This window comes from Streptomyces sp. NPDC001157, assembly GCF_053598255.1.
On the sequence record NZ_JBSFJW010000002.1, the window covers coordinates 315307 to 337944 of the forward strand.

The window sequence follows — 22638 nt, forward strand, 5'->3', positions numbered from 1 at the left end:
TACGGGTTCTGAAGAAGAGGTGAGCGAGTTCCTGAGTGCCGTCGGCACAGCCTGGAGAAGCACGCACCCGACGCGGGCCGCCGATTCACCAGGAGCGCTGCCATGGCACCCTCACCCGACGACTTCCACCGGACTCCCTCCCCGGCCGGTTCCCCGCACGCGCGCGACCACGGCCTACGGCGCAGCCGCCGCATCACCCGCTGGATCGCCGTCACCGCCGTGGCCGGCGCCGCGGCCCTGGGCAGCCTCTACACCCATCTGCTGCCGGGCACCTCGTCCTCCCCCGCGCCGCCGGGCCCACCCGTGCAGCACTCCGCCCCTTCCACCGTCACCACCACGGCGAGAGGGGACGACCACGAGCAGGGCGAGAACGACGACGAGGGCGCGAGCCCGGTCACACAGCCGACACCGCAGCCCCCCGCCCAGCCGCCGGCCGCCTCCCAGGCACAGCCGCACACCACGACGGGGGCGTCATGACCACGCGAGCCCCCGCACCGGCCCAGACCGTCTTCCCTGCTCTGGGCACCACGGCCGCCCTGCTCGTGACCGACCCGAGCGCCCTGTCCGCCGCGACAGCCGCCCTGCGCGCCGAGCTGGCCACCGTCGACCTCACGTCCAGCCGCTTCCGGCCCGACTCCGAACTCACCCGCGTGAACCTCGGTGCGGGCACCTCCATGACGGTCAGCGCATACTTCGCCGATGCGCTCCGGGTCGCGCTGCGTGCCGCCCGGATCACCGACGGCGCCGTGGACCCGACCGTGGGCAGGGCGGTGATCGCGCTCGGCTACGACCGCACCTTCGCCTCCTTGCGGCCCGACGACGCCCGTCCGCTGGCCGTGTCCCGTCCCGCGGCGGGTTGGCAGCGGATCGTCTTCGACCCGCGCACCCGCCGGCTGCGGCTGCCTCCGCACACCCGCCTGGACCTGGGCGCCACCGCGAAGGCCCTCGCCGCGGACCGCGCCGCCCGCAGAGCCGCTGCCGTCACCGGCAGCGGGGTCCTCGTCAGCCTCGGCGGCGATCTGGCCACTGCCGGGCCCGCGCCGGAGGGCGGCTGGCGGATCGCGCTCGCCGACGACCACGCACGGCCCGTCACGGAGCCGGGTCCCGCCGTCGCCGTGACGGGGGGAGCGCTGGCGACCTCCGGCATCCGGGTGCGCACCTGGCGGCGCGACGGACGCACCCTGCACCACATCGTCGACCCGGCCACCGGCGAGCCCGCCGCACCCGTCTGGCGGACCGTCACCGTCGCGGCCGCCACCTGCGTGGACGCCAACACCGCCAGCACCGCCGCGATCGTGCTGGGCGACCGGGCCCTGGACTGGCTGCGCGGCACCGCCCTGCCCGTGCGGCTGGTCGGCGTCGACGGCGATGTCGTACGCCTCGGGGGCTGGCCGGCCGACTCCCGCGTTCCCGCTCAGGGAGGCTCGCGATGACGACCCTGGCTCTGACCGGCAGCCCCCTCTGGTACGCCAGCCGTGCGAGCGGCACCCTCGCCCTGATCCTGCTCACCGCCACCCTGGTGCTCGGGATCGCCTCCGGCGGACGCTCCGCACCGCGCCGGATCGGCCGGTTCGAGATCGGGCTGCTGCACCGCAACCTGTCCCTGCTCACCCTGGTGTTCCTCGCCGTGCACGTGGTGACCGCGGTGCTCGATCCGTTCGTGCACCTGGGGTGGGCGGTGGCCGTGGTGCCGTTCGGGGCGTCCTACCGTCCGCTCTGGCTCGGGCTGGGCACGGCCGCACTCGATCTGCTGCTGGCGGTGCTGGTGACCAGCGCGCTGCGGCTGCGGCTGGGTGTGCGGCGCTGGAAGGCGGTGCACTGGCTGGCGTACGCGGCGTGGCCGTTCGCTCTCTTCCACGGGGTGGGCACCGGCACCGACACCCGGCTTCCCCTCCAGCTGTGGCTGTACGCCGGGTGTCTGGCCTCGGTGGTCGGTGCCGTGTGGTGGCGCCTGGCGAAGGCGGGGCCCGGACGGGTCGCCGGGCGTCTGGTGGCCGCTCTGGCCGCGACCGCCGTACCGGTGGTGCTGGCGGCGTTCCTCGCCGCAGGGCCGCTGCAGGCCGGCTGGGCCCAGCGTGCCGCCACGGCGACGGTCCTGCTCGGAGGTGGACGATGAACTCCACAGCCGCGACGTCCTGCGCGCCGCACCACTCCTGGGCCGGGCCCGCCGATCCCGCCGGGGCCCGTCTGCTCGCGGGGTGGTACTCCACCGGGCGACCGGCCACCCTCACCGATCATCTGGGGCGCTACGGCCCGCCTCCCGGGATCCGCAGGTCGATGCCCCTGGTGGAGGCCGTCGAGGCGGCGGGACTCACCGGACGCGGTGGCGCCGGGTTTCCCGCCGCCCGGAAACTGCGTGCCGTCGCGGAGCACCGTGGCCGCTCGGTGGTCGTCGTCAACGCCATGGAGAGCGAACCGGCCAGCCGCAAGGACCAGTTCCTGCTCGCCGTCGCACCCCATCTTGTCCTGGACGGTGCCGTCCTGGCCGCCGCCGCGGTCGACGCCGACACCGTCCACCTGTGCCTGCCCCGCGACCGCACGGCCCAGTACGGGCAGCTCGCGGCGGCGCTTGCCGAGCGCAGGCACGCCCGCCTCGACCGGGTGCGGCTGCGCCTGCACGCCCTTCCGCACACCTACGTCTCCAGCGAGTCGACCTCGCTGGTCAGCTGGCTGAACGGGGGGCCGGCCCGTCCTCGGGGCGGCCCGCGCACCCACGAACGGGGCGTCGCCCGTCGCCCCACGCTCGTGCACAACGCCGAGACCCTCGCCCATCTCGCCCTCATCGCCCGCCGCGGGCCCCACTGGTTCCGGCAGACCGGCGCCCCGGACGAGCCCGGCACCACGCTCGTCACCGTCTCCGGCGCCGTCGCCGCCCCCGCCGTCCTTGAAGTCCCGCTCGGCACGCCCCTCGCTGTGCTCCTGGACCGTGCCGGAGGGCCGACGGAACCTGTGCGGGCGGTCCTGCTGGGGGGCTTCGCCGGCACTTGGGTCCCGGCGGAGCATCTGCACACGCCCCTCACCCGCCGCGATCTGGCCCCGCTGGGTGCCGCGCCCGGTGCGGGCGTGCTCGTGGCGCTGGCGCACTCGGCCTGCGGGCTGAGCGAAACGGCAGGGATGCTCGCCTATCTGGCCGCCCACGGCGCCCGACAGTGCGGTCCCTGCCATTTCGGCCTGCCCGCCGTGGCCGAGGACTTCACCGCCCTGGCCGCCGGACGGGCCGACGCGGAACTGCTGGCCCGCCTGCACCGCCGGACCGCTCTGCTGCCGGACCGGGGCGCCTGCCGACACCCGGACGGCGCCGCCCGCCTCGCGGCCTCCGCGCTGCGCACCTTCACCGAGGACGTCGAGCGGCACCTCACCCACGGCGCCTGCGATGCAGCCCGTCGACCGCCCCGGATACCCGTACCGCCTGCCACCGCCCCGGAGGGATGGCGATGACCCGCACCCGGAGCCTGCGTATCGACCGCATCTCGTGTACGGGCCAGGGCCTGTGCGCGGAACTGCTGCCCGAACTGATCGATCTCGACGAGTGGGGCTACCCCGTGGTCAGGGACCGGGCTGTCCCCGAACGGCTGCACGCGCACGCCCGCCGTGCCGTCGGCGCCTGCCCCCGCCTGGCCCTCCGCGTCGTGGACGCCGAGCCGTGACGAGCCCGCGACGACGGCACCGCCACCAGCAGAGACTGCTGGAAGGAGGTCAGGGCCAGGCTGTCCTTGAGCCGGGGGCCGAGCGGGCTGAGCAGCGCCCATGCCCAGAAGTTGACGGCGAAGCCCGTGGTGGCGAGCGCCGGCACCAACCACGCCCGGCAGGTGACGGCCGCGTCCTTCGGCGGTGCGTCGTTGTGCTTCCTCGACGGCTGCAGCAGGCCGCCCTTTCCTTCCGTTCGCGGTGGTGCGGCCCCGATGATCATCTCGGGGCCGCAGGCCCTCTGACCGCACGAGGTGTGCCGGTGGCCCGCTGTCATGCGCGGCGCCGTTCAGGGCGACAGATGGAACCCGTACAGGCTGCGTCCGCCCACGAGTTCGCGGCCGGTGACCAGTTCGGGCTCGATGCGGACGAAGACCTCCTCGGGCGAGGGCGCCCAGGAGCGGGGGCCGGTCCGGGTCAGGCGCTCGTGCTCGTCGGGGTCGCGCACCACCGTGGCCGCCCCGGTGACGACGACGCTCCAGCCGGAGTGTGTCACCGCATCGACCTCGTCGACCTCGAAGGCCACCACCGTGCCGTCGACGGCGCGGGCCAGTTCGGAGGCTGCCGAGGTGCACAGCAGCACCGCGCCGTCACCGTCGAGGGAGAAGTTGACGGGCAGCACCGCGGGCAGCGCCTGCCGGGTGTGGACGATGCGGCCGACGGGCACCTTCGCCAGGAGACGCAGGCACTCCTGCCGTTCGAGTTCGCGGAAACCGTCGTTCGGATACATGAGCCAGCCCGTCTCTCACCTGGATGCGACGCTGGAGCGTCCGGTCCATCGTCCGTCGGGTCGGGGCGGCGGGTGAGGGTCCATCGGTCCCGGCCCGGCCGCAGAACGTCCCGCGTCACACCGTGATGCGTCGCCCGGTGATGGCGAGGGGATCGATCCGCACCCACTGGTCGCGGTGGCCGCCGGCCCAGGGCTCGCTGCGGGCGCCCTCGGCGATCCGGCGCACCTCGTCGGGGTCCGTCACGGTCCGGGCGTGGCCCCGCGCCAGCACGCTCCAGCCGCTGCTGAACGCGTCGTCGATGCGGTCGACCTCGAAGGCGACCTGGCAGCCGGACGCCTGCGACGGTGTGCTGCCGGGTTCGGTGCGGAAGACGATCGCGCCCTCGACGACGCTGTAGTTCACGGGCACGACGACGGGCCCGGAGACCGTGGGCACCGCGATCCGCCCCACCCCGTGCGTGGAGAGGAGAGCCCGGCACTCCGGGACGCTCAGCTTCGTGAAGTCGGGACTGCGGGAGGCGTGCCCCCGGCCTCTCGGCAGTTCTGTGTCGCCGCCGGTGAGGTCCCGCACGGTGGTCTCGACGACCTGGGACAGCCGGAGCAGGACGCCGGGGCCCGGTGCGGCGCCGGGGTGCTCCTCGAGGTATTGGAGGTAGCCCGGCGCCATGCCGGCACGGATGGCCACCTCCGTCCGGCTCAGTCCGAGTTCCACGCGCCGTGCGGTGAGACGACGGCCGAGATCGCCCGGAGCGTGTTCCTCGGCCGCCCGAGACGGTGCCTTGTCCGCCATGGCCTCTCACTCCCTCTCGCCCGGCCGGGCCGCACCCGGCGCCCGGATTGACCTGTAGATCCAGCATGTCCGGATCCGGTGGGGCGGACTTGGGCCGGTTGGCCCTCACTGCCAGGCCGGACGGGACCGCTTGCGAGCCGGCGCCGGTCAGGTGTGGATGATCCGGCCGCCGACCGCGTGCTCAGTCGTGCAGCCGGCAAGGCCGGGACCGCACGCGTGCGTGCGGCTGAGCCGGCCCGGAGGGGACGAACAGCAGCCCCGGCTGGTAGACGTGGTCGTCGTCCTGGTCGACGACCGTGATCCGGCACTCGGCTTCGCCATAGGTCCGGCGCCGCCGGTTCGCCGTCAGGGTGCCGGCGGTGCCGCTGCCGAGAATCACGATGTGTTTGCCCATACCCCCGCTCTCGTACGGGAGATGAGGCGCAGTGAGGGGTCGTTGGTCCCGCCCGGGTACCCACAGGGGTATACGCGAGAAGGGGCACCACCGCATCGTTGCGGCGGTGCCCCTCGGGGATGCTGCGGGTCACAGCAGCCAGCGGTTGCGGCTGACGAAGGGCAGTCGTGCCCAGACCCTGCCCAGGCCCCAGGTGGCACCGGCGCCGGCCGCCGCGAGGGCGATGATGACGACGGCGTAGATCACGTGGTAGTCGGCGAACGGGTTGGTCGACATGCTCAGCGACCCGTCGGACAGGTGCTTGGCGGGCGGCCATTCCGCGATCCACATCAGCGCCATCATCGCGGTGCCGGCCACCGCCGCGAGCCGCAGGCCGATGCCCGCGATCAGGGCGAGGCCGATACCGAGGAGGCCGAGCATGAACAGCCAGTCCGCCCAGCCGGCGCCGGCCCAGTCGTGGAAGGTGGATTTCATCGGGCCGGCGGCGACGGAGCTGAGGAATCCCTTGGTCGGCGAGCCGCCGTCGATCCAGCCCTTGCCGGACGGGGTGGCGTAGCCGAAGCCGAACGTCTTGTCGAGGAAGGCCCACAGGAAGACGAACCCGGTCAGCAGGCGAAGCCCGGCGAGGACGTGTGCGCTGGTCGCCGTGAGCGCGACGGCGCCGGTCTCGTCGACGGGCCGCTGAGCCGTCGCCGGCCTGCGCACGGACGGTAGGTGGAACCGCACATGCCGGTGCGGTTGGTCGTGGACTGCCATGGTGCTCATCCCTCTCTGGGGGTGACGCGCGGGTTGACGACTCTCGTTGCGCTTTGAATGTCCCGCTCCGGCAGCCGGCGCCGCAGGGTCTGCGCGGCCCGTGCTGCAGGGCCGAACGTCCTTGCTGTGAGGGCCTGTTCAGCTGCCCGCCGCAGCCCTGGTCATCCGGTGGGCACGAGGGCCACCGGGCAGTGCGAACGATGCAGCAGGGTGTGTACGACGGGGCGGAGGTGCGGCCCGGGCCGGTCTGCGTGGTGGTGGACGCCGATGACGACGACACCTGCTTCGCGGGTGGCTTCCAGCAGCGCGTGCGCCGGCCCGGTGGGGACGGTGTGCGCCTGGACGCCGACCTCGGGGTGTTGCTCCCGCAGTTCGGCGAGGGTGAAGCGGGGCACTGCCTCCTCGATGGCGTCGCGCCGGCCAAGTTCCCGCTGTCCGGGGCTGGTTGCGGGCACCGGCGACGGCATTTCGGGGGTGACGTGCCGGTGGGACCAGGAGTGCAGGACGCGCAGCCGAGTGCCTCGCCGCTCCGCCTCCTGGAAGGCGTAGGCCGCCACGTCCGCGTCGGCGTCGCTCGCCAGGCCCAGCAGCACCTCTCGGCCGTCGTCGCACCGGTGGTCACCACGTACGACCAGCAGCGGACTCTTGATGTGCGCGGCCAGGCGCAGGCTCACCGAGCCGAAGAGCAGTCCGGTGAATCCACCCAGCCCGCGGTTGCCCACGACGGTGAGGGCCGCGCCGTCGCTCTCCCGTATCAGGACCTCCACCGCGCCGCCCACGGGTGACGCGGTCTCGACCTGCAGGCCGGGATGGTGTGCGCGGATGCGTGCGGCCGCCGACGCGAGGACCGGTCCGGCCTCGTCCCGGTCGCGGGCGGCATGGACGATGCGCAGGGCGGCGCGGCGGCGTACGGCCTCCTGCGCCGCCCAGTCCAGCGCCCGCACGGCGGTCAGTGTGCCGTCGACTCCGACGACGACGTACAGGGCAGTCATGTCGTTGTTCCCTTCAGTGCTCCCGTTCTGAGCCTGCGTGGGGCCGGCGCCATACGGGTGGGCATGGCGAAGCCCGCCTCTCATGCTCGGCCGGTCGGTCGGGCAGGAAGTGGGGCCGTCGGTCCTGCCCGTGCCGGAGAGTGGCCCCTGACCCGCTGTCCGTGGTCGCACGAGGCCGACCGGTCGTCGCCGTGCCTCCCCGAGGGTCGTTCGGCCCTACCGCCGGACCTGACATCCGGCTTTGCTTTGTCCATGGCCGAAACCCACGCCGGACGCGCGCCCTGCCACACGGAACGCGTCGTCGGCGGCACGACCGTGGTGGAGGTGCACGGCGAGGTCGACATACTCACGGCGACGCCGCTGTCGGCACGCCTCGACAGCCTGACCGCCGGACCGTGCCCCGACCTGGTGCTCGACCTGCGCCCCGTGACCTTCATCGACGGCAGCGGCCTGCGCCTGCTGTGCCGCGCAAGGAACCGGGTGCTGGCCCGGCAGGGCAGGCTACGGCTGGTGGCCGACAGCGGTCGCCTCCTGCGGATCCTGCGGATCGCCCTGCTGGGGGACGTCTTCGACATCCTCCCCGACCTGCACACGGACCACTTCGATGCTCCCGAACAGGGCACCGTCTCCGCCGTGGCGGGCTGAGGTCATCGGCTTGTGCGGCCGAGTCCTCGCTTGCAGCGGCACTCGCCCGGGACGACGATCGGAGAGCGGGTGTTTTGCCGTTCCGTTGCCACTGAGGAATGTGATGGGTGCTGCATCACACTCTGGTGAAGGCGGTCGCCCGGATCCCACCGTGGGGGCGCTGACCCCCGACGGCGACCCGGTGCTTGCCGCACGGTTCAGCGTGCCGGTGGTCCCGAAGACGTTCGTGCGCAGGCCCCGGCTCACAGAACAGCTGGATGCAGGAGTGCAGGGGCCCCTGACCCTGGTCGACGGGCCTGCCGGCGCGGGCAAGACCCTGCTGGTCGCGGACTGGGTCACGGCGGGGGGCCTGCCGGGGCCGGCGGCCTGGCTGACGGTGGAGCCCGAGGACAGCGGTCCCGGCGTCTTCTGGACGTATGTGCTGCAGGCCTTCCTGCACCATGGGATCGCCCTGCCCGACCGCATCGGCAGCCCGGCCCGGTCCGGCAAGGTGGACCACTCGCTGCTGACCCGTCTCGCGGCCTGGATGGACGCCCGTGACACGCCGGTGATCCTCGTCCTGGACGACTTCGACGGGGCGCCCGATTCCGCAGAGGTCGCCGATGAGCTGCAGTTCGTGCTCCGCCACGCGGGCGAGGGCCTGCGCCTGGTGATCATCTGCCGTACGGAGCCGCTGCTGCCCCTGCACCGCTATCGGGCCGCCGACGAACTCGTCGACATCCGCAGCGCCGACCTGGCGTTCCGTTCCGAGGAGACGGCGGCCCTGGCCGATCGCCACGGGCTGCCGCTGTCGGCGGAGACGGCCCATGCGCTGACCGAGCGCACGGGTGGCTGGGCGGCCGGACTGCGGCTGTGCGCCCTGGCGGCCGAGCACACCGATGACCCGGAGGGCTTCCTGAAGCACTTCGAGGCCGGTCAGAGCACCCTCGCGGACTTCCTGCTGGCCGAAGTGCTCCGCACCCACCCGGAGGAGACCCAGGACCTGCTGCTGCGCACCAGCATCGTCGAGGAAACCCATCCGGATCTGGCCAATGCCCTCACCGGACGGAACGACGCAGAGCCCATCCTGGCGGAGCTGCAACGCGCGAACGCCTTCGTCGAGCCCATCGGGCATTCCTGGTACCGGCTGCACCCGCTGTTCGCCGAGATCCTGCGGGCCCATCTGCGCGTCCGCCACCCCGGCCTCGAGCCGGAGTTGCACCGGGTGGCTGCCCAGTGGCTGAGCGGGGCGGGCCTGCTCAGCGAGGCCCTGCCGCATGCGGCGGACGCGGGCGACTGGGATCTGGCCGCCGCCGAGTTCATCGACGATCTGGCGATCGGCCGGATGCTCACCGGCCTTGACGCCGAGCGCCTGGACGGTCTCTTCGCCCCGATGACCACGGAGGCATCCGGGCCCGCGACCGATCTGGTGAGGGCGGCGCGCGAACTGACCCGTCACGACGTGGAGCGGGGCGTCGCCTACCTGCACGATGCGGAGAAGAAGCTGCCCGATGACCCGCGCGAGGCCGCGGCCGCACAATTCAGCTGTGCCGTGCTGCGGGTGCTCGCCGCCCGGGTGGCGGGCTCCGCGGACGAGGCCGAGACGGCGGCCGAGACGGCGGCGGAGGCCGCGCGTGCGCTGCCCGCCGACCGACTGGAGCAGCGCCCGGAGCTGACGGCCCTCATGCTCACCGACCTCGGATCGGCCCAGCTGTGGGCCGGCCGCTTCGATGCCGCTCGGTCGACGCTGTCCGCCGCCGTCCAGGCCGCCGAGGGGCCGTCGACGGCCTTCCCCCGGCATGAAGCCCTCGGCCGACTGGCGCTGATCGACTATCTGCACGGCTGGCCCGGCCAGGCCGAGTCGCACGCCAGAGCGGCGATCTCCGAGGCCGAGCACTCCGGTCTGCCGGTTTCCGTGCGAACGGGGGTGGCCCAGCTCGTCCTGGCCGCCGTCGCCATCGACCGGGGCGACCTCTTGGCCGCGGGCGACCACCTCGAGCAGGCCGCCGCATCGTCCGCCGCGTCCCGCGATCCCATCGTGGCCGTCGAACTGGCGCTGCTGCGCTCCCGGATGCGGCTTGCGAAGGGAGACCCCCAGGGAGCGCTCCAAGACCTCGACGCCATGGCCAAGAAGCCGCTGGCTTCCGCGGACCCTTCCCCGTGGGTGAACGACCGGATCGCGATGGCGCGGGCCGCCGTTCAGCTGGCCGAGGACGACCCCCGGGCCGCGGTGCAGGTCTTCGAGGACCAGCCGCCGCACACTCCGGAGGGCCTGGTGGCCGAGGCCCGGGCGCACCTGGCCGCCGGTGCGGGCGAGCGGGCGCTGGACATCCTCGACGCACTCTCCGACGACCCCCGCCGCGGACCGGCCGTCACGGCGTGGGCTCTGCTGGCCCGGGCCCAGGCCGTCGACGCACTGGGCGATGCCGCCACCGCGGAGAGCCTGGTCGCACGGGCCCTCGCGGTCTCCCGGCCGCATCAGCTGCGGCGACCCTTCCTCGAAGCCGGGCCGTGGCTGGGGCCGCTGCTGAGCCGCCGGCCCGCGCTCACACAGGGACATGACTGGCTGGCCATCGCACCGGAGGGGCGCTCTGCTGCCCCGCGCCCGAAGCAGGGGTCCGTGGTCCCTTCCGGTGAGGCCCTCAGCGAGCGGGAGCGGGACGTGCTGGGGCGGGTGGCGCAGCTGATGTCCACCGACGAGATCGCTGACGATCTTCATCTGTCGGTCAACACCGTCAAGACGCATCTGAAGAGCATCTACCGCAAACTGGCCGTGAGCCGGCGCGGCGAGGCCGTCCGCCGGGCCCGGGAACTGGGTCTGCTGTGACCCTGAGCCGCACGGACGGACGGATACGGCCCGTTCACCTGCCCGGGGTGATGTACCCGGTCCCCCGCCGCCGCAGCATGGGAGCACAGAGACACGAAGGACCGACGACGTCGAGAGAAGCCTGCTCATGCGCTATGAGATCCGCGTCGAGGGGCAGATGTCGGACACGCTGACTGCGGCGTTCCCCGAGTTGGACAGCACCCTGGCACCTCGCCAGACCGTGCTGTGCGGCGACGTCATCGACGAGGCCCATCTGTACGGCCTGTTGGCGCGGCTGCAGTCGCTCGGTCTGCATGTGGTGGAGATGCGTCGGCTCCCGGCGTGAGATGCAAGGTCCCGTACGCATGACTGGGCCGGGCCCGCTGCACGTCCTCGTTCCGGAGGAGGTGCAGCGGGCCCGGCCCTGTCGGCTGTCACGTGCCCAGCAGCCGCGACTTGGCGGCGCTGAACTCCGCATCCGTCAGCACTCCTTGGTCGCGCAGTTCGCCGAGCCGCTTCAGTTCGTCGAGCAGGGCGCTGCCTGCGGACGGCTGGGCGGCTGCAGCGGGCGCGGCCGGTGCGGGTGCGGCGGCCTGCTGGGCCTGGAGCTGGTCGATGGCCGCCTGCTGGTCCGCTTCGTGCTGCTGGGCCTGGGCGGCCCGGCGGCCGGCGGCGTATGCGGTGCCGCCGACCAGAGCGCCGCGCAGCAAGGGGCGGCGTCGTCCGAGAGGCATCATCCTGTCCTTTCCGTTCCGCGGTTGTACTGCGGCCTGCAGGGATCCGTCACGTCAGTGTCTGCGGCGTGGCCGTGCCGCTCAGTTCGGCCTCCACCTCGGCGATCTGCTCGTGGGGGATGCGCACCGTGGCCAGCAGACGGCCGTTGTGCCGACGGACCTCCTCGGCGGCCTCGCGGGCCCATACGTTCTCCACCAGCAGGGCGAGCACGGTGGTGTCGGGGTCCATCACCATGGCGATCTCGTTGACGTCGTCGAGGCCGACCATCCCGAGCGTCCGGCGCGCGGCGATGTCGGCAGCCACGTCGCCCAGGTTCGCGATGTCCGACAGCTCGGTCCTGCCGATGCGCCCGTCCGGGCCCTTCGTCACCACCAGCGCGTCGAGGATGCGGACGTCATTGCGGCGTTCGACTTCCTGCACCGCCGCCAGGAAGGAGTCGGGAGGCTGACCGGCCGGGAACGAAAGAATGATCAGGTCGATCGGTCCGAGAATGCTCATGCCGGGCTCCGTTCTTCCTCGGGTCGGTGCCGTGCACAGTCAGTGCGAGGCGAGGATCTTCGCCTTGGCCTGCGCGTACTCGGTGTCGGTGATGTCGCCGTGGTCGTGCAGCCCGGCGAGCTTGGCCAGTTCGTCCGCACTGGTCCGCTCGGGGACGGGGGCCTCGGCTGCGGCTTCCTGGACGTAGGAGCGGAAGGCCTGCTCCTGCTGCTGCATCTGGCGCCGGTCGCGTTCGCCCATGCCGCGCCCGCGGGCGATCAGATAGACGAAGACGCCCAAGTACGGCAGCACGCAGACGAACAGCGTCCAGCCCGCCTTGCCCCACCCACTCATGCGGTCGTCCCGGAAGATGTCCCCGATGACCCGGAAGAGCAGGACGAACCACATGATCCACAGGAAGAACCAGAGCATGGTCATGAACGCACTGAGGAGGGGGTAGTCCGTGCTTGCCAGGGTGTAGTCCACGCTTGCCTCCACGTGTCGGCCGCCGTGCTGCCGCGGCGGCGCCAGGGCCTTACCAGGTCCACGCTGCGCCCGCCGGACGCGGGCCACATCACCCGGTGCGGGTGGGGTGCGGCCGGCGCCCGTGGCAGCGCGCCCACTTGCGCCCGCCTCCGCAGGGGCAGGGGGCGTTGTGGGGCCGCCGGGCGTCGGCGGCCGCGTACTCCCGCATGATCAGGGCGGGCGGCAGGTTCTGGCGCAGGAGCGCTGCCATGGTGCGCATCGGCAGGTCGACGTGGTGGAAGAACTCCTTGAAGCCGGGGCACAGATGGTTGAGGCCCGGCTCGCCGTCCGGCGTCACGTCGAAGCGGTCCTTGGGGCAGCCGCCGTGACAGGCGAACCGTACGTCGCACTCGCGGCAGAAGCGCGGCAGGCCGTCCCGCTTGTGCTGCCCGAACTCCTGCTGCTCGGGCGAGTCCACCAGCTCCAGCAGGTGCCGCTGCCCGATGTTGCCCAGCAGGTACCGCGGTTCGACGAAGTGGTCACAGGAGTAGACGTCGCCGTTGTGCTCCAGGGCGAGCGCGCGGCCGCAGGTCTCGGAGTGCACGCACAACGAGGGGGGCGCGCCGTACCAGTTGGCCAGAGCCACGTCGAACATCTGGACGTAGACGGTGCCGACGTCGCGTCGCACCCAGTCCTCGAAGACATCGACGAGGAAGCGGCCGTACTGCTCCCCGGTGATCGAGCGCCGGGTGACCTGGTCGCCCTCCTGCCGGTACAGCGGCCGGTCCTTGGCCCGGGCGCCCCAGCCCGCGTCGGCGGCCGGGAGGTGCTGCGCGGTGGTGCGCTCCACGATCGGGATGAACTGCAGGTGCCGGGCGCCGCAGTCGTCGCGCAGGAAGGCGTAGACCTCGCGGCCGTGGGCCGCGTTGGCGTCGTGGAGGGTGGTGAGCGCGTTCCACTCCACGCCCGCCTCGCGCAGCCGGGCCAGGCCGCGCATGACCCGGTCGAAGGTGGGTTTGCCGCCCTTGTCGACCCGGTACGCGTCGTGCATCGCGCGGGGGCCGTCTATGGACAGGCCGACGAGGAAGCCGTTGTCGCGGAAGAAGCGCGCCCATGCGGCGTCGATCAGTGTGCCGTTGGTCTGGATGGTGTTGACGACTCGCTGTCCCGGGCGGGCGTAGCGGCGTTCGTACGCCAGTGAGCGGCGGAAGAAGTCCAGGCCCATCAGCGTGGGTTCGCCGCCCTGCCAGGCCACGGTGACCTCCGGTGCCGGGCCGTGCGCCTCGATCAACTGGCGTATGTACTCGGCCAGTAGCTCGTCGGCCATCCGGAACCTGCTGCCCTCGTAGAGCAGTTCCTTGGAGAGGAAGAAGCAGTAGGTGCAGTCCAGGTTGCAGATGGCTCCCTCCGGCTTGGCCAGCAGATGGAACGGCCGGCGTCGCACCGCCCGGTCCGGGCGCCGCACGGTGGGAGCGGGCAACCACACGGTGCTCATGCCGCCAGGCTGGAACCGGGCTCCGGCGGCGGCATCACCCACGGCGGGTGACGTGGCGGACATCGGCCGGCATGACGGCGATGTCCGACGGCACGAGCAGGATGAGGAGCAGTCGAGGTCGAACAGGCCCGCCAGGCTCCAGGTGATCGCGACGCCGGCGCTCGCGGTGACGGCGGCACCCGGCGAGGAAGGCGAGCGGCACCCGGACGGCCCGCCGTGTCGTGACGAGGGCGATCGCCGACATGATCTGCGGCCCGGCCATCGTCGTCACGGCCGACGGCGGCACATTGACACCGTTCACAGCTCGCGGCTCACCGTCACCGTGCCCGCGCCGACGCCCTCCTCAGCCGGGGTCGGCTCAGGCGGCGAGAACCTTGCTCTTGGCCCGTTCGTACTCGGCGTCGGTGATGGCTCCCTGGTCGTGCAGTGCCGCCAGCTTGCCCAGCTCGTCCGCCTTTGCGCCTGGCTTCGGCCCGACGGCGGCGGTCTGCTGGACGTACGTCCTGAACGCCTGCTCCTGACCACGGGCCCGGCGCATCGCGCGCTCGCCCATCCCGCGCCCGCGGGCGATCAGGTAGACGAGGACGCCCAGGTAGGGCAGCGCGCAGACCATCAGCGTCCAGCCTGCCTTGCCCCAGCCGCTGAGCGTGTCGTCGCTGAAGACGTCCCCGATCACGCGGAACAGCAGCATGAGCCACAGGATCCAGACGAAGAACCACAGCATGGTCAGGAACGCGTCGAGCAGCGGGTAGTCCATGATCGCCTCCGCTTGCCGGGGCCGGTCCCTCCACGCTGCGCCGGGCCGCACCGCACGGCATCACCCCGCACGGGTGGGCCCGGCCTCGGCGCGCGGCGGCACACGGTCACGACGCGTCGGGCGGCTGCTGTCGCGCCGTGGCCCGCTGAGCGTCCAGTGTGGCCCGTCCTCCGGCCGCGAGGAGGGCGAGGAGTGCCAGGACGCCGAGCAGGACGAGACAGAGCAGCAGGATCGTCAGCGCGGTGGGGTGGTTCCACAGTGCGAAGACGAGGGCCACGATCAGCAGGGCGGTCAGGGCGATCCAGCGGCGATAGGTCTGCGCCCAGACGCCCGCCCTCCCGGCGCTGACCTGATGTGCGTAGGCCCAGGTGGCGGCAGAGTCCGCGGTGCGCTCGGAGGCGCCGCGGATCGCCACCGGCAGCCGTCCCGGGCCGATGAGGTAGGCGCCGAGCGCGATCACGACGCCGAGCACGATCGCCGTACGCAGGCTGACGCGCAGGAAGTGCAGCAAGGTGTCGAAGACTGCTGCCGCTGCGGCCTCCGACTGCACCTGGGCCGGGAGGTGGTCCAGGTAGTAATGGCGTGCGACGACCAGGCCGATGGCCACCACCAGGCAGGCGAAGGCCGCGCCCAGGGCGGTACGGGCGAGTGCGCGCCGCTTGCGGCGGGCGAGCAGCACCCCGCCGGCGCCGATGAGGACGACCAGGACGGGGAACCAGTTGCCGATCACGTCCAGCGCATGGGCCCCCTTGCGGATCTTGCCGAGCTGGTCGGACTGGAACAGCACCAACTGCTTGTTCACATCGGGGATCTTCTCGGCCGGGGACAGACCCGCGGCGACCAACTCCCCCTTGACCTGGTCGACGACGGTGCCCACATCCAGGGTGACCGTGCCGTCGCTGACGCCCACGGCGCCTCGGCCCTCCCCGGTGAGCGCGTGCACCACGGCGTTGTGGGCTCTCCGGTTGGCGTTCTTCCACACCGTGGGGAAGGCGTCGCCGTGCACCACCCGGGTCACGACCTTGTTCACCGCGTTGTCGGTGGCGGATTCGATCTGCGGCCCAAGGCCACGTACGGCGGCTGTGGCCCGTGGCGGCAGGCCCTGGGAGTGCAGCCAGCCGGCGAGTTCCGCGGCGGCCCGGGCACCGTCGACACGCACGTCCGCCGCCTTGGAGATCCGGTTGACGGCCGCGTCCTGGATCGCCGGGTCGGTGGCCAGCGGGGCGACCGTGGCCACGTACCGGTCGGTGTCGAGGGCGATGTCGCGGATCCACACGGTGAGCAGCGCGACGGGGACGAGGATGCAGGTCAGCACGATCAGTACGGCAGAGGCCGTCGCGCGGACGATCCTCCCGGGCGGCGGGCTCATGCAGACTCCAGCTCTCCAGCGGGGTTCTTATCCCTCCTCTCCATTGCCGCTGCGCAGCCTGCATCCCGCACTCCGGGCGGGGCCGTGCGGGTGGTGTGCGGGCCGGTGGCGCCGTTCACGGCGGTGGTGTGCGGGCCGGTGGCACCGTTCACGGTGGTGGCGTGTCCGGAGCGTGCGGGGCGCGTCGGCCGGCCGAGCGCAACGCCAGCGCCACGGCGACCTCCGCGACGCCGAGCAGCACGAGCCAGAGGCCGAGCAGCCGGGCGAGAGCCACGGCCGACTCGGCCGGGTAGCCGAGCACGACGATGCCGGCGACGACACCGAGGGTTCCGACGCCGAACGTGAGGCCACGGTGTGCCCGGCCCCGGTCCGCGATCGCGATGTACACCGTCACCAGCCCCGACAGCAGCCAGAACACCCCTACGACGAGGGACAGTGCGGCGATGGTCTGCAGCGGGTGGCGCAGGCACACCACTCCGACCAGCACGGAACCGAAGGCCAGCAGGATCCGCATCAGCCGGCTGCCGCCGTCGCGGTACGAACGCGAGAAGGCGGACACGAACGAGAAGACGCCCCCGAGCAGGAAGTGCAGGCCGATCACGACGGCCAGCACATGCAGCGTCTCCTGCGGCCAGACGAGCACGATGACGCCCGGGACCAGGGTCGCCAGGGCCCAACCGAGCGCCCACAGCCATGTGTCACCGAGGTCCGCCAGGACGTCCTGGGCGTCCGCGGGGGCGGGCGTTGGTGTCGAGGTCATGGTGTCGCCTCCGCCGTCGAGTGTGGGACGGCCGCCGGGCCCGTGATCACCCGCGCCGGGTGAGGGCCTCTCACATCCGCTGATCGGTGACGTCGTCGCGCCGCACCACGCACAGCCCCCAGATGATGAACCCGTACATCGCGATCAGCGTCAGCGACCACATCGGGTAGTACGGGACGGACAGGAAGTTGGCGATGATCAGCAGCGAGGCTATGGCCACACCCCCGACCCTGGCCCAGGTGGCCGCCGTGAACAGGCCGAGGCTCACGATCACCCCGACCACACCGAGGGCCAGGTGGATCCAGCCCCAGCTGGTCAGGTCGAACTTGAAGACGTAGTTGGGGGTGTTGACGAAGACGTCGTCATTGGCGATCGCCATGATGCCGCGGAAGATGTCGAGGACACCGGCGATCATCAGCAACACCGCGGCGAACACGGTAAGGCCGGAAGCGGCGGCCATGGTGCCCGCCGAATGGCGACGAGGAGTAACGGTGCTGGCCATGGCCGGCCTCCATTCCTCACGGGGGCTGCTGCGCGCAGCCGTTCACCATCGAGCCTCCACCCGGCGCGCCGCGCCGTGATCACCCGGAGAGGGTGAGGTCGCGCCGGTCTCCCGCCTGCTGTGCTGGGAGTGCACTCCCACCAGCCCGAGGAGGCCGAGATGGCTGCTGAGTTCCGAGGGAGGATCGCGCAGGACATCCGCGACTCGGTGCCCGACTGGGAGCCGTACCGGGAGCCGCAGGCACCGGACGGCGCGCCCAACGTCCTGTACATCGTCTGGGACGACATCGGCTTCGGCACCTTCGACTTCTTCGGCGGCCTGGTCAGGGCCCCGGCGATGCGCCGTATCGCGGACGCGGGGGTGCGCTTCACGAACTTCCACACCACAGCCCTGTGCTCACCCACCCGGTCCTGCCTGATGACCGGCCGGAACGCCACCAGCAACGGCATGGCCTGCGTCACCGAGATCACCAACGGGTTCCCCAACAGCAACGGGCGCATCCCGATGGAGAACGCCAACATCGCCGAGGTGCTGGTCGAGCGCGGCTGGAACACCTACTGCGTCGGCAAGTGGCACCTGTGCCCCTCGGAGGAGGCGAACATGGCCTCCGCCAAGCGCCACTGGCCGCTCTCCCGCGGCTTCGAGAGGTTCTACGGCTTCCTCGGCGGCGAGACCGACCAGTACTACCCGGACCTCGTCTACGACAGCCACCCCCACGAGGTGCATCAGACCCCTGACCAGGGCTACCACCTGTCGAAGGACCTGGCCGACCGGGCGATCGAGTTCATCCGCGACGCCAAGGTCATCGCGCCGGACAAACCGTGGTTCACCTACCTGTGCCCCGGCGCCGGGCACGCCCCGCACCACGTCCCGCGCGAGTGGGCCGACAAGTACCGGGGTGTGTTCGACGACGGCTACGAGGTCTACCGCGAGCTGACCCTGCGGCGGGAGATCGAGCTGGGAGTCATGCCCGAGGGCACCGAGCTCACCCCGATCAATCCGCACGGCGAGCCGTATGCCCTCGGGCCCGGCGGGGCGCCGTGGCCGGCCGGCGAGTTCGTCCGCCCCTGGCAGACCCTGAACGAGGACGAGCAGCGCCTGTTCGCCCGCATGGCGGAGGTCTTCGCCGGGTTCGTCTCCTACACCGACGACCAACTCGGCCGGGTTCTGGACTACTTGGCGGAGTCGGGGCAGCTCGACAACACCATCACGGTGGTGGTGTCCGACAACGGAGCAAGCGGTGAGGGCGGCCCGAACGGCTCCCTGAACGAGAACAACTTCTTCAACGGCGTGCCCGACGACATGGCGGACAACCTGCGCCACCTGGACGACCTGGGCAGCCCCAAGACGTACAACCACTACCCCACCGGGTGGGCCTGGGCCTTCGACACGCCCTTCAAGTACTGGAAGCGGTGGGCCTCCTACGAGGGCGGCGTCGCGGACCCGATGGTCCTGTCCTGGCCGGCCGGTATCCGGGCCGCGGGCGGCATAAGGCATCAGTACACGCATGCCGTCGACATCGTGCCGACCCTGTACGACCTGCTCGGTGTCGAACCGCCCGAGACGGTCAAGGGCTACCGGCAGACCCCGCTGCAGGGCGCGAGTCTGCGCGACGTCCTGGAGAACCCCGAGGCACCCGACCCCCGGGACACGCAGTTCTACGTCATGCTGGGCACCCGCGGCATCTGGCACGACGGTTGGCACGCCTCGGCGCTGCATCCGCCGGCGCCGTCCGGCTGGAGCAGCTTCGACGACGACACCTGGGAGCTGTACCACCTGCGGGAGGACCGCGCCGAGGCCCGCGATCTGGCGGCCGAACACCCGCAGCGGCTGGAGGAACTCAAGCGGCTGTGGGCCGAGGAGGCCGAGCGCCTGGGCGGGCTGCCGCTCGACGACCGGACGGCGATCGAGATCTTCAGCACGCCGCGGCCCCAGCTCTCCAAGCCCCGCGACCAGTACGTGTACTACCCCGACTGCGCGGATGTGCCCGAGTCGGTGGCGGTCAACATTCGCGGCCGGTCCTACGCTCTCGCCGCCGACGTCCGCCTCGACACCCCGGAGGCCCGCGGTGTGCTGTTCGCGCAGGGCGGCCGGTTCGGCGGACACAGCCTCTACCTCCTCGACGGACGGCTGCACTACGTCTACAACTGGCTGGGCCGGATGGAGCAGAAGGTCGCCTCGCCCGGCCGGGTGCCGGTGGGCGAGCACATCCTGTCCGCCGTCTTCCGCGCCGACGACCGCAAGGACAACGGCCTCACGGTCGGGACCCTGACCCTGCGCGTCGACGACCGTGAGGTGGGGGCGATCCGGATCAGGACCCAGCCCGGCATGTTCGCCTGCGACGGCGAGGGGCTGTGCGTGGGCCGCGACAGCGGCCAGGCCGTCTCCGCCGACTACGACCCGCCCTTCCACTTCCTGGGCGGCACCATCCGCCGCGTGCTGGTCGACGTCAGCGGTCAGCCCTTCGCCGACCTGGAGAAGGAGGCCACGGGCGCCTTCATGCGCGACTAGCGGCCGGGCGCGGGGCGACTGCCGGAAGGAGGACGGCACGATGAGCAGCGGCGCCTGGACCGTGGTGGCGGTGGCGGGCGTCACCGCCGCCTACACCCTCGGATCGCGCCGGCTGTCGACCACGCCCGTCTCCTCGGCGATCGTGTTCACCGGATGCGGCATCCTCATCGGTCCCGCCGTCCTCGACATCGTCGGCATCGAACACGACGCCGCGCCCCTGACGGCCCTGCTGGAAGCCGCCCTGACCCTGGTGCTGTTCACCGACGCCATGACCGTACGGCGCCGCGACCTGGCCACGGGCGGCTTCCTGCCCGGTCGGCTGCTGGGCATCGGCCTCCCGCTGAGCATCGCCGCGGGCTGGCTGCTGGCCTGGCCGCTGTTGCCGGGGCTGACCGCGTGGGAGCTGGCCCTGGTGGGCGCGATCCTCGCCCCCACCGACGCCGCTCTGGGCAAGAGCGCCATGTCCGATCCCCGGGTGCCGGCGCTGGTCCGCGAAGGTCTCAATGTGGAGAGTGGCCTCAACGACGGGATGGTGCTGCCGTTCTTCGTCGTCTTCCTCGCGGCCATCCCCGGTACCTCCTATGCGCACGAGGGCGTGGCGGGCACCTTCTGGCGGGCCCTGCTGCTCAGCACCGCGCTGGGCCTGCTGGTCGGCGGCTGTGGCGGCCGGCTGCTGCAGGCGGCCGGGGCCCGCGGTTGGGTCTCCCGGGAGTGGCGGCAGATCCTGGTCCTCGCCGTCGCCGCGGTCTCCTACGAACTGGCCGTGATCACCCACGGCAGCGGCTTCATCGCGGCCTGGGTCGCCGGGTTCGCCTTCGGATACGCCCTTCGGCGCTTCCCCACCGCCACCGGCACCGAGCCGCGGAGCGGGGACGACACGTCCGAGTTCGCCGAGAACCTGGCGGGTCTGCTGGCGGCGGTCAGCCTGATGCTCTTCGGCGCGGTGCTGCTGGGACCTACGCTGCAGCACCTGACCTGGAAGCTCGTGCTCTATGCCGTTCTCAGCCTGACCGTGGTACGCATGCTGCCCGTGGCCGTCTCCTTGCTCGGCAGCGGACTGCGGGCGCCGACGGTCGCGTACATCGGATGGTTCGGGCCGCGTGGTCTCGCCTCGGTCGTGCTGGCGCTGCTCGTGGTGGAGGAGCATGTGCCGGGCACGGAAACGGTGGGCCGGGTCGTCGCCGCAACCGTCGGGCTCAGCGTCCTGCTGCACGGTGTGTCGGCCGTGGGGCTCGCCGGGCGGTACGGCGCCTGGTTCCGGCGCACGGGCGCCGCTGCCGGGCGTGAGCTGCGCGAGAGCGCCGTGGCTCCGGAGAGCCCGGCGCTGTCCGGCGGGCCCGGTACTACGCGGTGAGGCCCGGTACTACGCGGTGAGGTCGGTCCTCGCCTTCACCTGTCCGGCGGCCACCGCATCGGCCAGCGCCTGGTGATCGCGCTCGTTCTGATCGGCGTAGGCCTGCGCGAACCGGGCCAGCGCCCGGTCGAAGGAGTCACCACCACCGAGATAGGCGCCGATGGCGATCGGATCGCCGGACCGGGCATGGGCGCGCGCCAGCGAGGCGCCGCACAGACGGCCGAAGAGCGCCAGGGTCGCGGAATCCATGGTCTCGGGCCTGGCGATACCCTTCCAGTCGCGCAACTGCCGTACATAGAAGTCGCGTTCGCGGCCGTCGATCCCCGTCATGTGCTTCCAGCCGAGGAAGATGTCACTGGCGGCCTGCATCAGCCGCTGCCCGGCCACCACCCGCTCGCCCTGGTTGTCGTACACGCTCGCGCCGCTGTAGGGAGCGAGGACCGAGTTGCCTGCCTCCTTGGCCTGCAGCAGCAGCGGATCCTCGTCGTCACGGCCCAACAGCAGAATGATCCAGCAGCGGGTGCCGACGCTGCCGACGCCGACCACCTTGCGGGCCATGTCGACCACGTGGAACCGTCCCAGGAGGTGCTGCCGCTCCGAGGACAGGGTGCGTGCGTAGTCCGCGACCAGTGCGCGCAGGGTCCGTTGCAGATCGTCGCCCTCGGTGCCGGACAGCAGTTCGTCGAGGGGGGTGATGAGCGGGGGGTCGGAGATGATCCGGGGTGCGCCGTCGACCAGCCGGGTCAGCTTCCCTGCGGCCTGCAGGCTGGTCCGGGTACGTGCCTTGGCCGATGCGGTGTCGACGCGCCGGCGCTCGCTGCGGCTCAGCCGCTCGGACAGGATCGCCTCGACCTGGGCGGCGTCGTCACGGGCGTACCAGATGTCGAGGGTGCGCATCCCCGCGAACTCCCGCATCCGTTCGCGGTAGGCCCGGACACTCTCGCGCACGACCGAGGCGCAGTCCGATTCCGGGAACGAGTTGGCGCGGCCGGCGATCACCAGGCTCGCGGCGAGCCGCTTGACGTCCCACTCGAAGGGGCCCGGCAGCGTCTCGTCGAAGTCATTGATGTCGAAGACCAGATGCCGCTCCGGGGAGGCGAGCAGCCGGAAGTTCAACAGATGTGCGTCGCCGCAGAGTTGGGCCATGAGTCCGGTGTGCGGGAACGCGCCCAGATCGGACGCCATGATCGCCGCCGCACCGCGGTAGAAGCGGAACGGCGATTCGAGCATCCGGCCGTACCGGATCGGGACGAGTTCCGGGACCCGGGTGGCGGACTGCCGCTCGATGATGTCGACGGGATCGGGCCGCTTGGCGTCCGGCTCGAAAACGGCGTGCGCGGAGCGCGGCAGGGACGCCCGCACAGCCTTGCCCAGCGCCGCACGCTCGGACGAAGACGCAGGCCTCTGGTTCATAGTGACCATGACCGTTCCTCC

At 72.0% G+C, this 22638-nt stretch carries 25 protein-coding genes and 1 pseudogene; 10 read left to right on the forward strand and 16 right to left on the reverse strand.

Annotation, left to right across the window (positions count from 1 at the left end; translation table 11 throughout):
• Positions 1-102: 102 nt before the first annotated feature.
• Genes ACWDAG_RS05185 through ACWDAG_RS05205 form a run of 5 tightly spaced genes read left to right on the forward strand, consistent with a single transcriptional unit; the run spans position 103 to position 3647 of the window.
• Entirely contained in the window at positions 103-477 is a 375-nt protein-coding gene (locus tag ACWDAG_RS05185; protein ID WP_450694221.1) for a hypothetical protein, read from the forward strand.
• Positions 474-1433: an FAD:protein FMN transferase gene (locus tag ACWDAG_RS05190; RefSeq protein ID WP_450694222.1), complete on the forward strand. Its 960-nt coding sequence runs from the start codon at positions 474-476 to the stop codon at positions 1431-1433. Before ACWDAG_RS05185 ends, ACWDAG_RS05190 begins: the two co-directional genes overlap by 4 nt.
• Positions 1430-2116, forward strand: a complete 687-nt coding sequence (locus ACWDAG_RS05195; RefSeq protein ID WP_450694223.1) for a ferric reductase-like transmembrane domain-containing protein — start codon at positions 1430-1432, stop codon at positions 2114-2116. The genes ACWDAG_RS05190 and ACWDAG_RS05195 overlap by 4 nt, the downstream gene beginning before the upstream one ends.
• Positions 2113-3438: an NADH-ubiquinone oxidoreductase-F iron-sulfur binding region domain-containing protein gene (locus tag ACWDAG_RS05200; protein WP_450694224.1), complete on the forward strand. Its 1326-nt coding sequence runs from the start codon at positions 2113-2115 to the stop codon at positions 3436-3438. The genes ACWDAG_RS05195 and ACWDAG_RS05200 overlap by 4 nt, the downstream gene beginning before the upstream one ends.
• A complete protein-coding gene (locus ACWDAG_RS05205) occupies positions 3435-3647 on the forward strand; it encodes a ferredoxin (protein ID WP_450694225.1) in 213 nt (70 codons plus the stop codon). The genes ACWDAG_RS05200 and ACWDAG_RS05205 overlap by 4 nt, the downstream gene beginning before the upstream one ends.
• Positions 3648-3661: 14 nt before the next feature.
• Here the strand turns inward: ACWDAG_RS05205 and ACWDAG_RS05210 are convergent.
• From ACWDAG_RS05210 to ACWDAG_RS05235, 6 genes and pseudogenes are all read right to left on the reverse strand, one after another.
• Positions 3662-3865: pseudogene (locus tag ACWDAG_RS05210) on the reverse strand (MFS transporter); the annotation flags it as partial.
• A 111-nt stretch (positions 3866-3976) separates the two neighbouring features.
• Complete coding sequence (locus tag ACWDAG_RS05215) at positions 3977-4417, reverse strand: pyridoxamine 5'-phosphate oxidase family protein (protein ID WP_450694226.1); 441 nt, start codon at positions 4415-4417, stop codon at positions 3977-3979.
• A 115-nt stretch (positions 4418-4532) separates the two neighbouring features.
• Positions 4533-5207 carry a pyridoxamine 5'-phosphate oxidase family protein gene (locus ACWDAG_RS05220; protein ID WP_450694227.1) on the reverse strand — a complete coding sequence of 225 codons (675 nt, stop codon included), beginning with the start codon at positions 5205-5207 and terminating at the stop codon, positions 4533-4535.
• A 181-nt stretch (positions 5208-5388) separates the two neighbouring features.
• Positions 5389-5601 (reverse strand): hypothetical protein, encoded by a 213-nt coding sequence (locus ACWDAG_RS05225; protein WP_450694228.1) that lies wholly within the window; start codon positions 5599-5601, stop codon positions 5389-5391.
• Positions 5602-5730: 129 nt separating this feature from the next.
• Positions 5731-6357, reverse strand: a complete 627-nt coding sequence (locus ACWDAG_RS05230) for a hypothetical protein (RefSeq protein ID WP_450694229.1) — start codon at positions 6355-6357, stop codon at positions 5731-5733.
• 161 nt (positions 6358-6518) lie between these two features.
• Positions 6519-7349 (reverse strand): universal stress protein, encoded by an 831-nt coding sequence (locus ACWDAG_RS05235; protein WP_450694230.1) that lies wholly within the window; start codon positions 7347-7349, stop codon positions 6519-6521.
• Between the two features lie 252 nt (positions 7350-7601).
• On the opposite strand from ACWDAG_RS05235, the gene ACWDAG_RS05240 reads away from it, so the two are divergent.
• The 3 genes from ACWDAG_RS05240 (at position 7602) to ACWDAG_RS05250 (ending at position 11125) form a co-directional block, all read left to right on the forward strand.
• On the forward strand, positions 7602-7994 hold the full coding sequence (locus ACWDAG_RS05240; RefSeq protein ID WP_450694231.1) for an STAS domain-containing protein: 393 nt from the start codon (positions 7602-7604) through the stop codon (positions 7992-7994).
• 151 nt (positions 7995-8145) lie between these two features.
• Entirely contained in the window at positions 8146-10800 is a 2655-nt protein-coding gene (locus ACWDAG_RS05245; RefSeq protein WP_450694232.1) for a LuxR C-terminal-related transcriptional regulator, read from the forward strand.
• Between the two features lie 127 nt (positions 10801-10927).
• Positions 10928-11125, forward strand: a complete 198-nt coding sequence (locus tag ACWDAG_RS05250) for a hypothetical protein (protein WP_450694233.1) — start codon at positions 10928-10930, stop codon at positions 11123-11125.
• An 88-nt stretch (positions 11126-11213) separates the two neighbouring features.
• Here ACWDAG_RS05250 and ACWDAG_RS05255 read toward each other — a convergent pair whose 3' ends face one another.
• The 9 genes from ACWDAG_RS05255 to ACWDAG_RS05295 form a co-directional block, all read right to left on the reverse strand.
• A complete protein-coding gene (locus ACWDAG_RS05255) occupies positions 11214-11513 on the reverse strand; it encodes an SHOCT domain-containing protein (protein WP_450694234.1) in 300 nt (99 codons plus the stop codon).
• A gap of 49 nt (positions 11514-11562) precedes the next feature.
• On the reverse strand, positions 11563-12012 hold the full coding sequence (locus ACWDAG_RS05260) for a DUF6325 family protein (RefSeq protein WP_450694235.1): 450 nt from the start codon (positions 12010-12012) through the stop codon (positions 11563-11565).
• Positions 12013-12051: 39 nt separating this feature from the next.
• On the reverse strand, positions 12052-12429 hold the full coding sequence (locus ACWDAG_RS05265) for an SHOCT domain-containing protein (protein ID WP_450694394.1): 378 nt from the start codon (positions 12427-12429) through the stop codon (positions 12052-12054).
• A gap of 136 nt (positions 12430-12565) precedes the next feature.
• Positions 12566-13951, reverse strand: coding sequence for an anaerobic sulfatase maturase (locus ACWDAG_RS05270; protein WP_450694236.1), 1386 nt, complete (start codon positions 13949-13951; stop codon positions 12566-12568).
• A 34-nt stretch (positions 13952-13985) separates the two neighbouring features.
• Positions 13986-14252 (reverse strand): hypothetical protein, encoded by a 267-nt coding sequence (locus ACWDAG_RS05275; RefSeq protein WP_450694237.1) that lies wholly within the window; start codon positions 14250-14252, stop codon positions 13986-13988.
• A gap of 57 nt (positions 14253-14309) precedes the next feature.
• A complete protein-coding gene (locus ACWDAG_RS05280) occupies positions 14310-14708 on the reverse strand; it encodes an SHOCT domain-containing protein (protein ID WP_450694238.1) in 399 nt (132 codons plus the stop codon).
• Positions 14709-14814: 106 nt separating this feature from the next.
• Entirely contained in the window at positions 14815-16077 is a 1263-nt protein-coding gene (locus ACWDAG_RS05285) for a hypothetical protein (RefSeq protein ID WP_450694239.1), read from the reverse strand.
• Positions 16078-16225: 148 nt separating this feature from the next.
• Positions 16226-16837 carry an HdeD family acid-resistance protein gene (locus ACWDAG_RS05290; RefSeq protein ID WP_450694240.1) on the reverse strand — a complete coding sequence of 204 codons (612 nt, stop codon included), beginning with the start codon at positions 16835-16837 and terminating at the stop codon, positions 16226-16228.
• 70 nt (positions 16838-16907) lie between these two features.
• A complete protein-coding gene (locus ACWDAG_RS05295; protein ID WP_450694241.1) occupies positions 16908-17339 on the reverse strand; it encodes a DUF7144 family membrane protein in 432 nt (143 codons plus the stop codon).
• Between the two features lie 159 nt (positions 17340-17498).
• Between ACWDAG_RS05295 and ACWDAG_RS05300 the strand changes: the two genes are divergently transcribed.
• Together ACWDAG_RS05300 and ACWDAG_RS05305 are read left to right on the forward strand one after the other, a co-directional pair.
• On the forward strand, positions 17499-19850 hold the full coding sequence (locus tag ACWDAG_RS05300; protein ID WP_450694242.1) for an arylsulfatase: 2352 nt from the start codon (positions 17499-17501) through the stop codon (positions 19848-19850).
• Between the two features lie 40 nt (positions 19851-19890).
• On the forward strand, positions 19891-21204 hold the full coding sequence (locus ACWDAG_RS05305; RefSeq protein ID WP_450694243.1) for a cation:proton antiporter: 1314 nt from the start codon (positions 19891-19893) through the stop codon (positions 21202-21204).
• Between the two features lie 9 nt (positions 21205-21213).
• On the opposite strand, the gene ACWDAG_RS05310 is transcribed toward ACWDAG_RS05305, so the two are convergent.
• A complete protein-coding gene (locus ACWDAG_RS05310; RefSeq protein WP_450694244.1) occupies positions 21214-22626 on the reverse strand; it encodes a DUF2252 domain-containing protein in 1413 nt (470 codons plus the stop codon).
• Positions 22627-22638: the final 12 nt, after the last annotated feature.

Bases quoted from the DNA above. Each gene is read 5' to 3' on its own strand.
- ACWDAG_RS05185 (WP_450694221.1), top strand. From the start codon at position 103: ATGGCACCCTCACCCGACGACTTCCACCGGACTCCCTCCCCGGCCGGT.
- ACWDAG_RS05190 (WP_450694222.1), top strand. From the start codon at position 474: ATGACCACGCGAGCCCCCGCACCGGCCCAGACCGTCTTCCCTGCTCTG.
- ACWDAG_RS05195 (WP_450694223.1), top strand. From the start codon at position 1,430: ATGACGACCCTGGCTCTGACCGGCAGCCCCCTCTGGTACGCCAGCCGT.
- ACWDAG_RS05200 (WP_450694224.1), top strand. From the start codon at position 2,113: ATGAACTCCACAGCCGCGACGTCCTGCGCGCCGCACCACTCCTGGGCC.
- ACWDAG_RS05205 (WP_450694225.1), top strand. From the start codon at position 3,435: ATGACCCGCACCCGGAGCCTGCGTATCGACCGCATCTCGTGTACGGGC.
- ACWDAG_RS05215 (WP_450694226.1), bottom strand. From the start codon at position 4,417: ATGTATCCGAACGACGGTTTCCGCGAACTCGAACGGCAGGAGTGCCTG.
- ACWDAG_RS05220 (WP_450694227.1), bottom strand. From the start codon at position 5,207: ATGGCGGACAAGGCACCGTCTCGGGCGGCCGAGGAACACGCTCCGGGC.
- ACWDAG_RS05225 (WP_450694228.1), bottom strand. From the start codon at position 5,601: ATGGGCAAACACATCGTGATTCTCGGCAGCGGCACCGCCGGCACCCTG.
- ACWDAG_RS05230 (WP_450694229.1), bottom strand. From the start codon at position 6,357: ATGGCAGTCCACGACCAACCGCACCGGCATGTGCGGTTCCACCTACCG.
- ACWDAG_RS05235 (WP_450694230.1), bottom strand. From the start codon at position 7,349: ATGACTGCCCTGTACGTCGTCGTCGGAGTCGACGGCACACTGACCGCC.
- ACWDAG_RS05240 (WP_450694231.1), top strand. From the start codon at position 7,602: ATGGCCGAAACCCACGCCGGACGCGCGCCCTGCCACACGGAACGCGTC.
- ACWDAG_RS05250 (WP_450694233.1), top strand. From the start codon at position 10,928: ATGCGCTATGAGATCCGCGTCGAGGGGCAGATGTCGGACACGCTGACT.
- ACWDAG_RS05255 (WP_450694234.1), bottom strand. From the start codon at position 11,513: ATGCCTCTCGGACGACGCCGCCCCTTGCTGCGCGGCGCTCTGGTCGGC.
- ACWDAG_RS05260 (WP_450694235.1), bottom strand. From the start codon at position 12,012: ATGAGCATTCTCGGACCGATCGACCTGATCATTCTTTCGTTCCCGGCC.
- ACWDAG_RS05265 (WP_450694394.1), bottom strand. From the start codon at position 12,429: ATGACCATGCTCTGGTTCTTCCTGTGGATCATGTGGTTCGTCCTGCTC.
- ACWDAG_RS05270 (WP_450694236.1), bottom strand. From the start codon at position 13,951: ATGAGCACCGTGTGGTTGCCCGCTCCCACCGTGCGGCGCCCGGACCGG.
- ACWDAG_RS05280 (WP_450694238.1), bottom strand. From the start codon at position 14,708: ATGGACTACCCGCTGCTCGACGCGTTCCTGACCATGCTGTGGTTCTTC.
- ACWDAG_RS05285 (WP_450694239.1), bottom strand. From the start codon at position 16,077: ATGAGCCCGCCGCCCGGGAGGATCGTCCGCGCGACGGCCTCTGCCGTA.
- ACWDAG_RS05290 (WP_450694240.1), bottom strand. From the start codon at position 16,837: ATGACCTCGACACCAACGCCCGCCCCCGCGGACGCCCAGGACGTCCTG.
- ACWDAG_RS05295 (WP_450694241.1), bottom strand. From the start codon at position 17,339: ATGGCCAGCACCGTTACTCCTCGTCGCCATTCGGCGGGCACCATGGCC.
- ACWDAG_RS05300 (WP_450694242.1), top strand. From the start codon at position 17,499: ATGGCTGCTGAGTTCCGAGGGAGGATCGCGCAGGACATCCGCGACTCG.
- ACWDAG_RS05305 (WP_450694243.1), top strand. From the start codon at position 19,891: ATGAGCAGCGGCGCCTGGACCGTGGTGGCGGTGGCGGGCGTCACCGCC.
- ACWDAG_RS05310 (WP_450694244.1), bottom strand. From the start codon at position 22,626: ATGGTCACTATGAACCAGAGGCCTGCGTCTTCGTCCGAGCGTGCGGCG.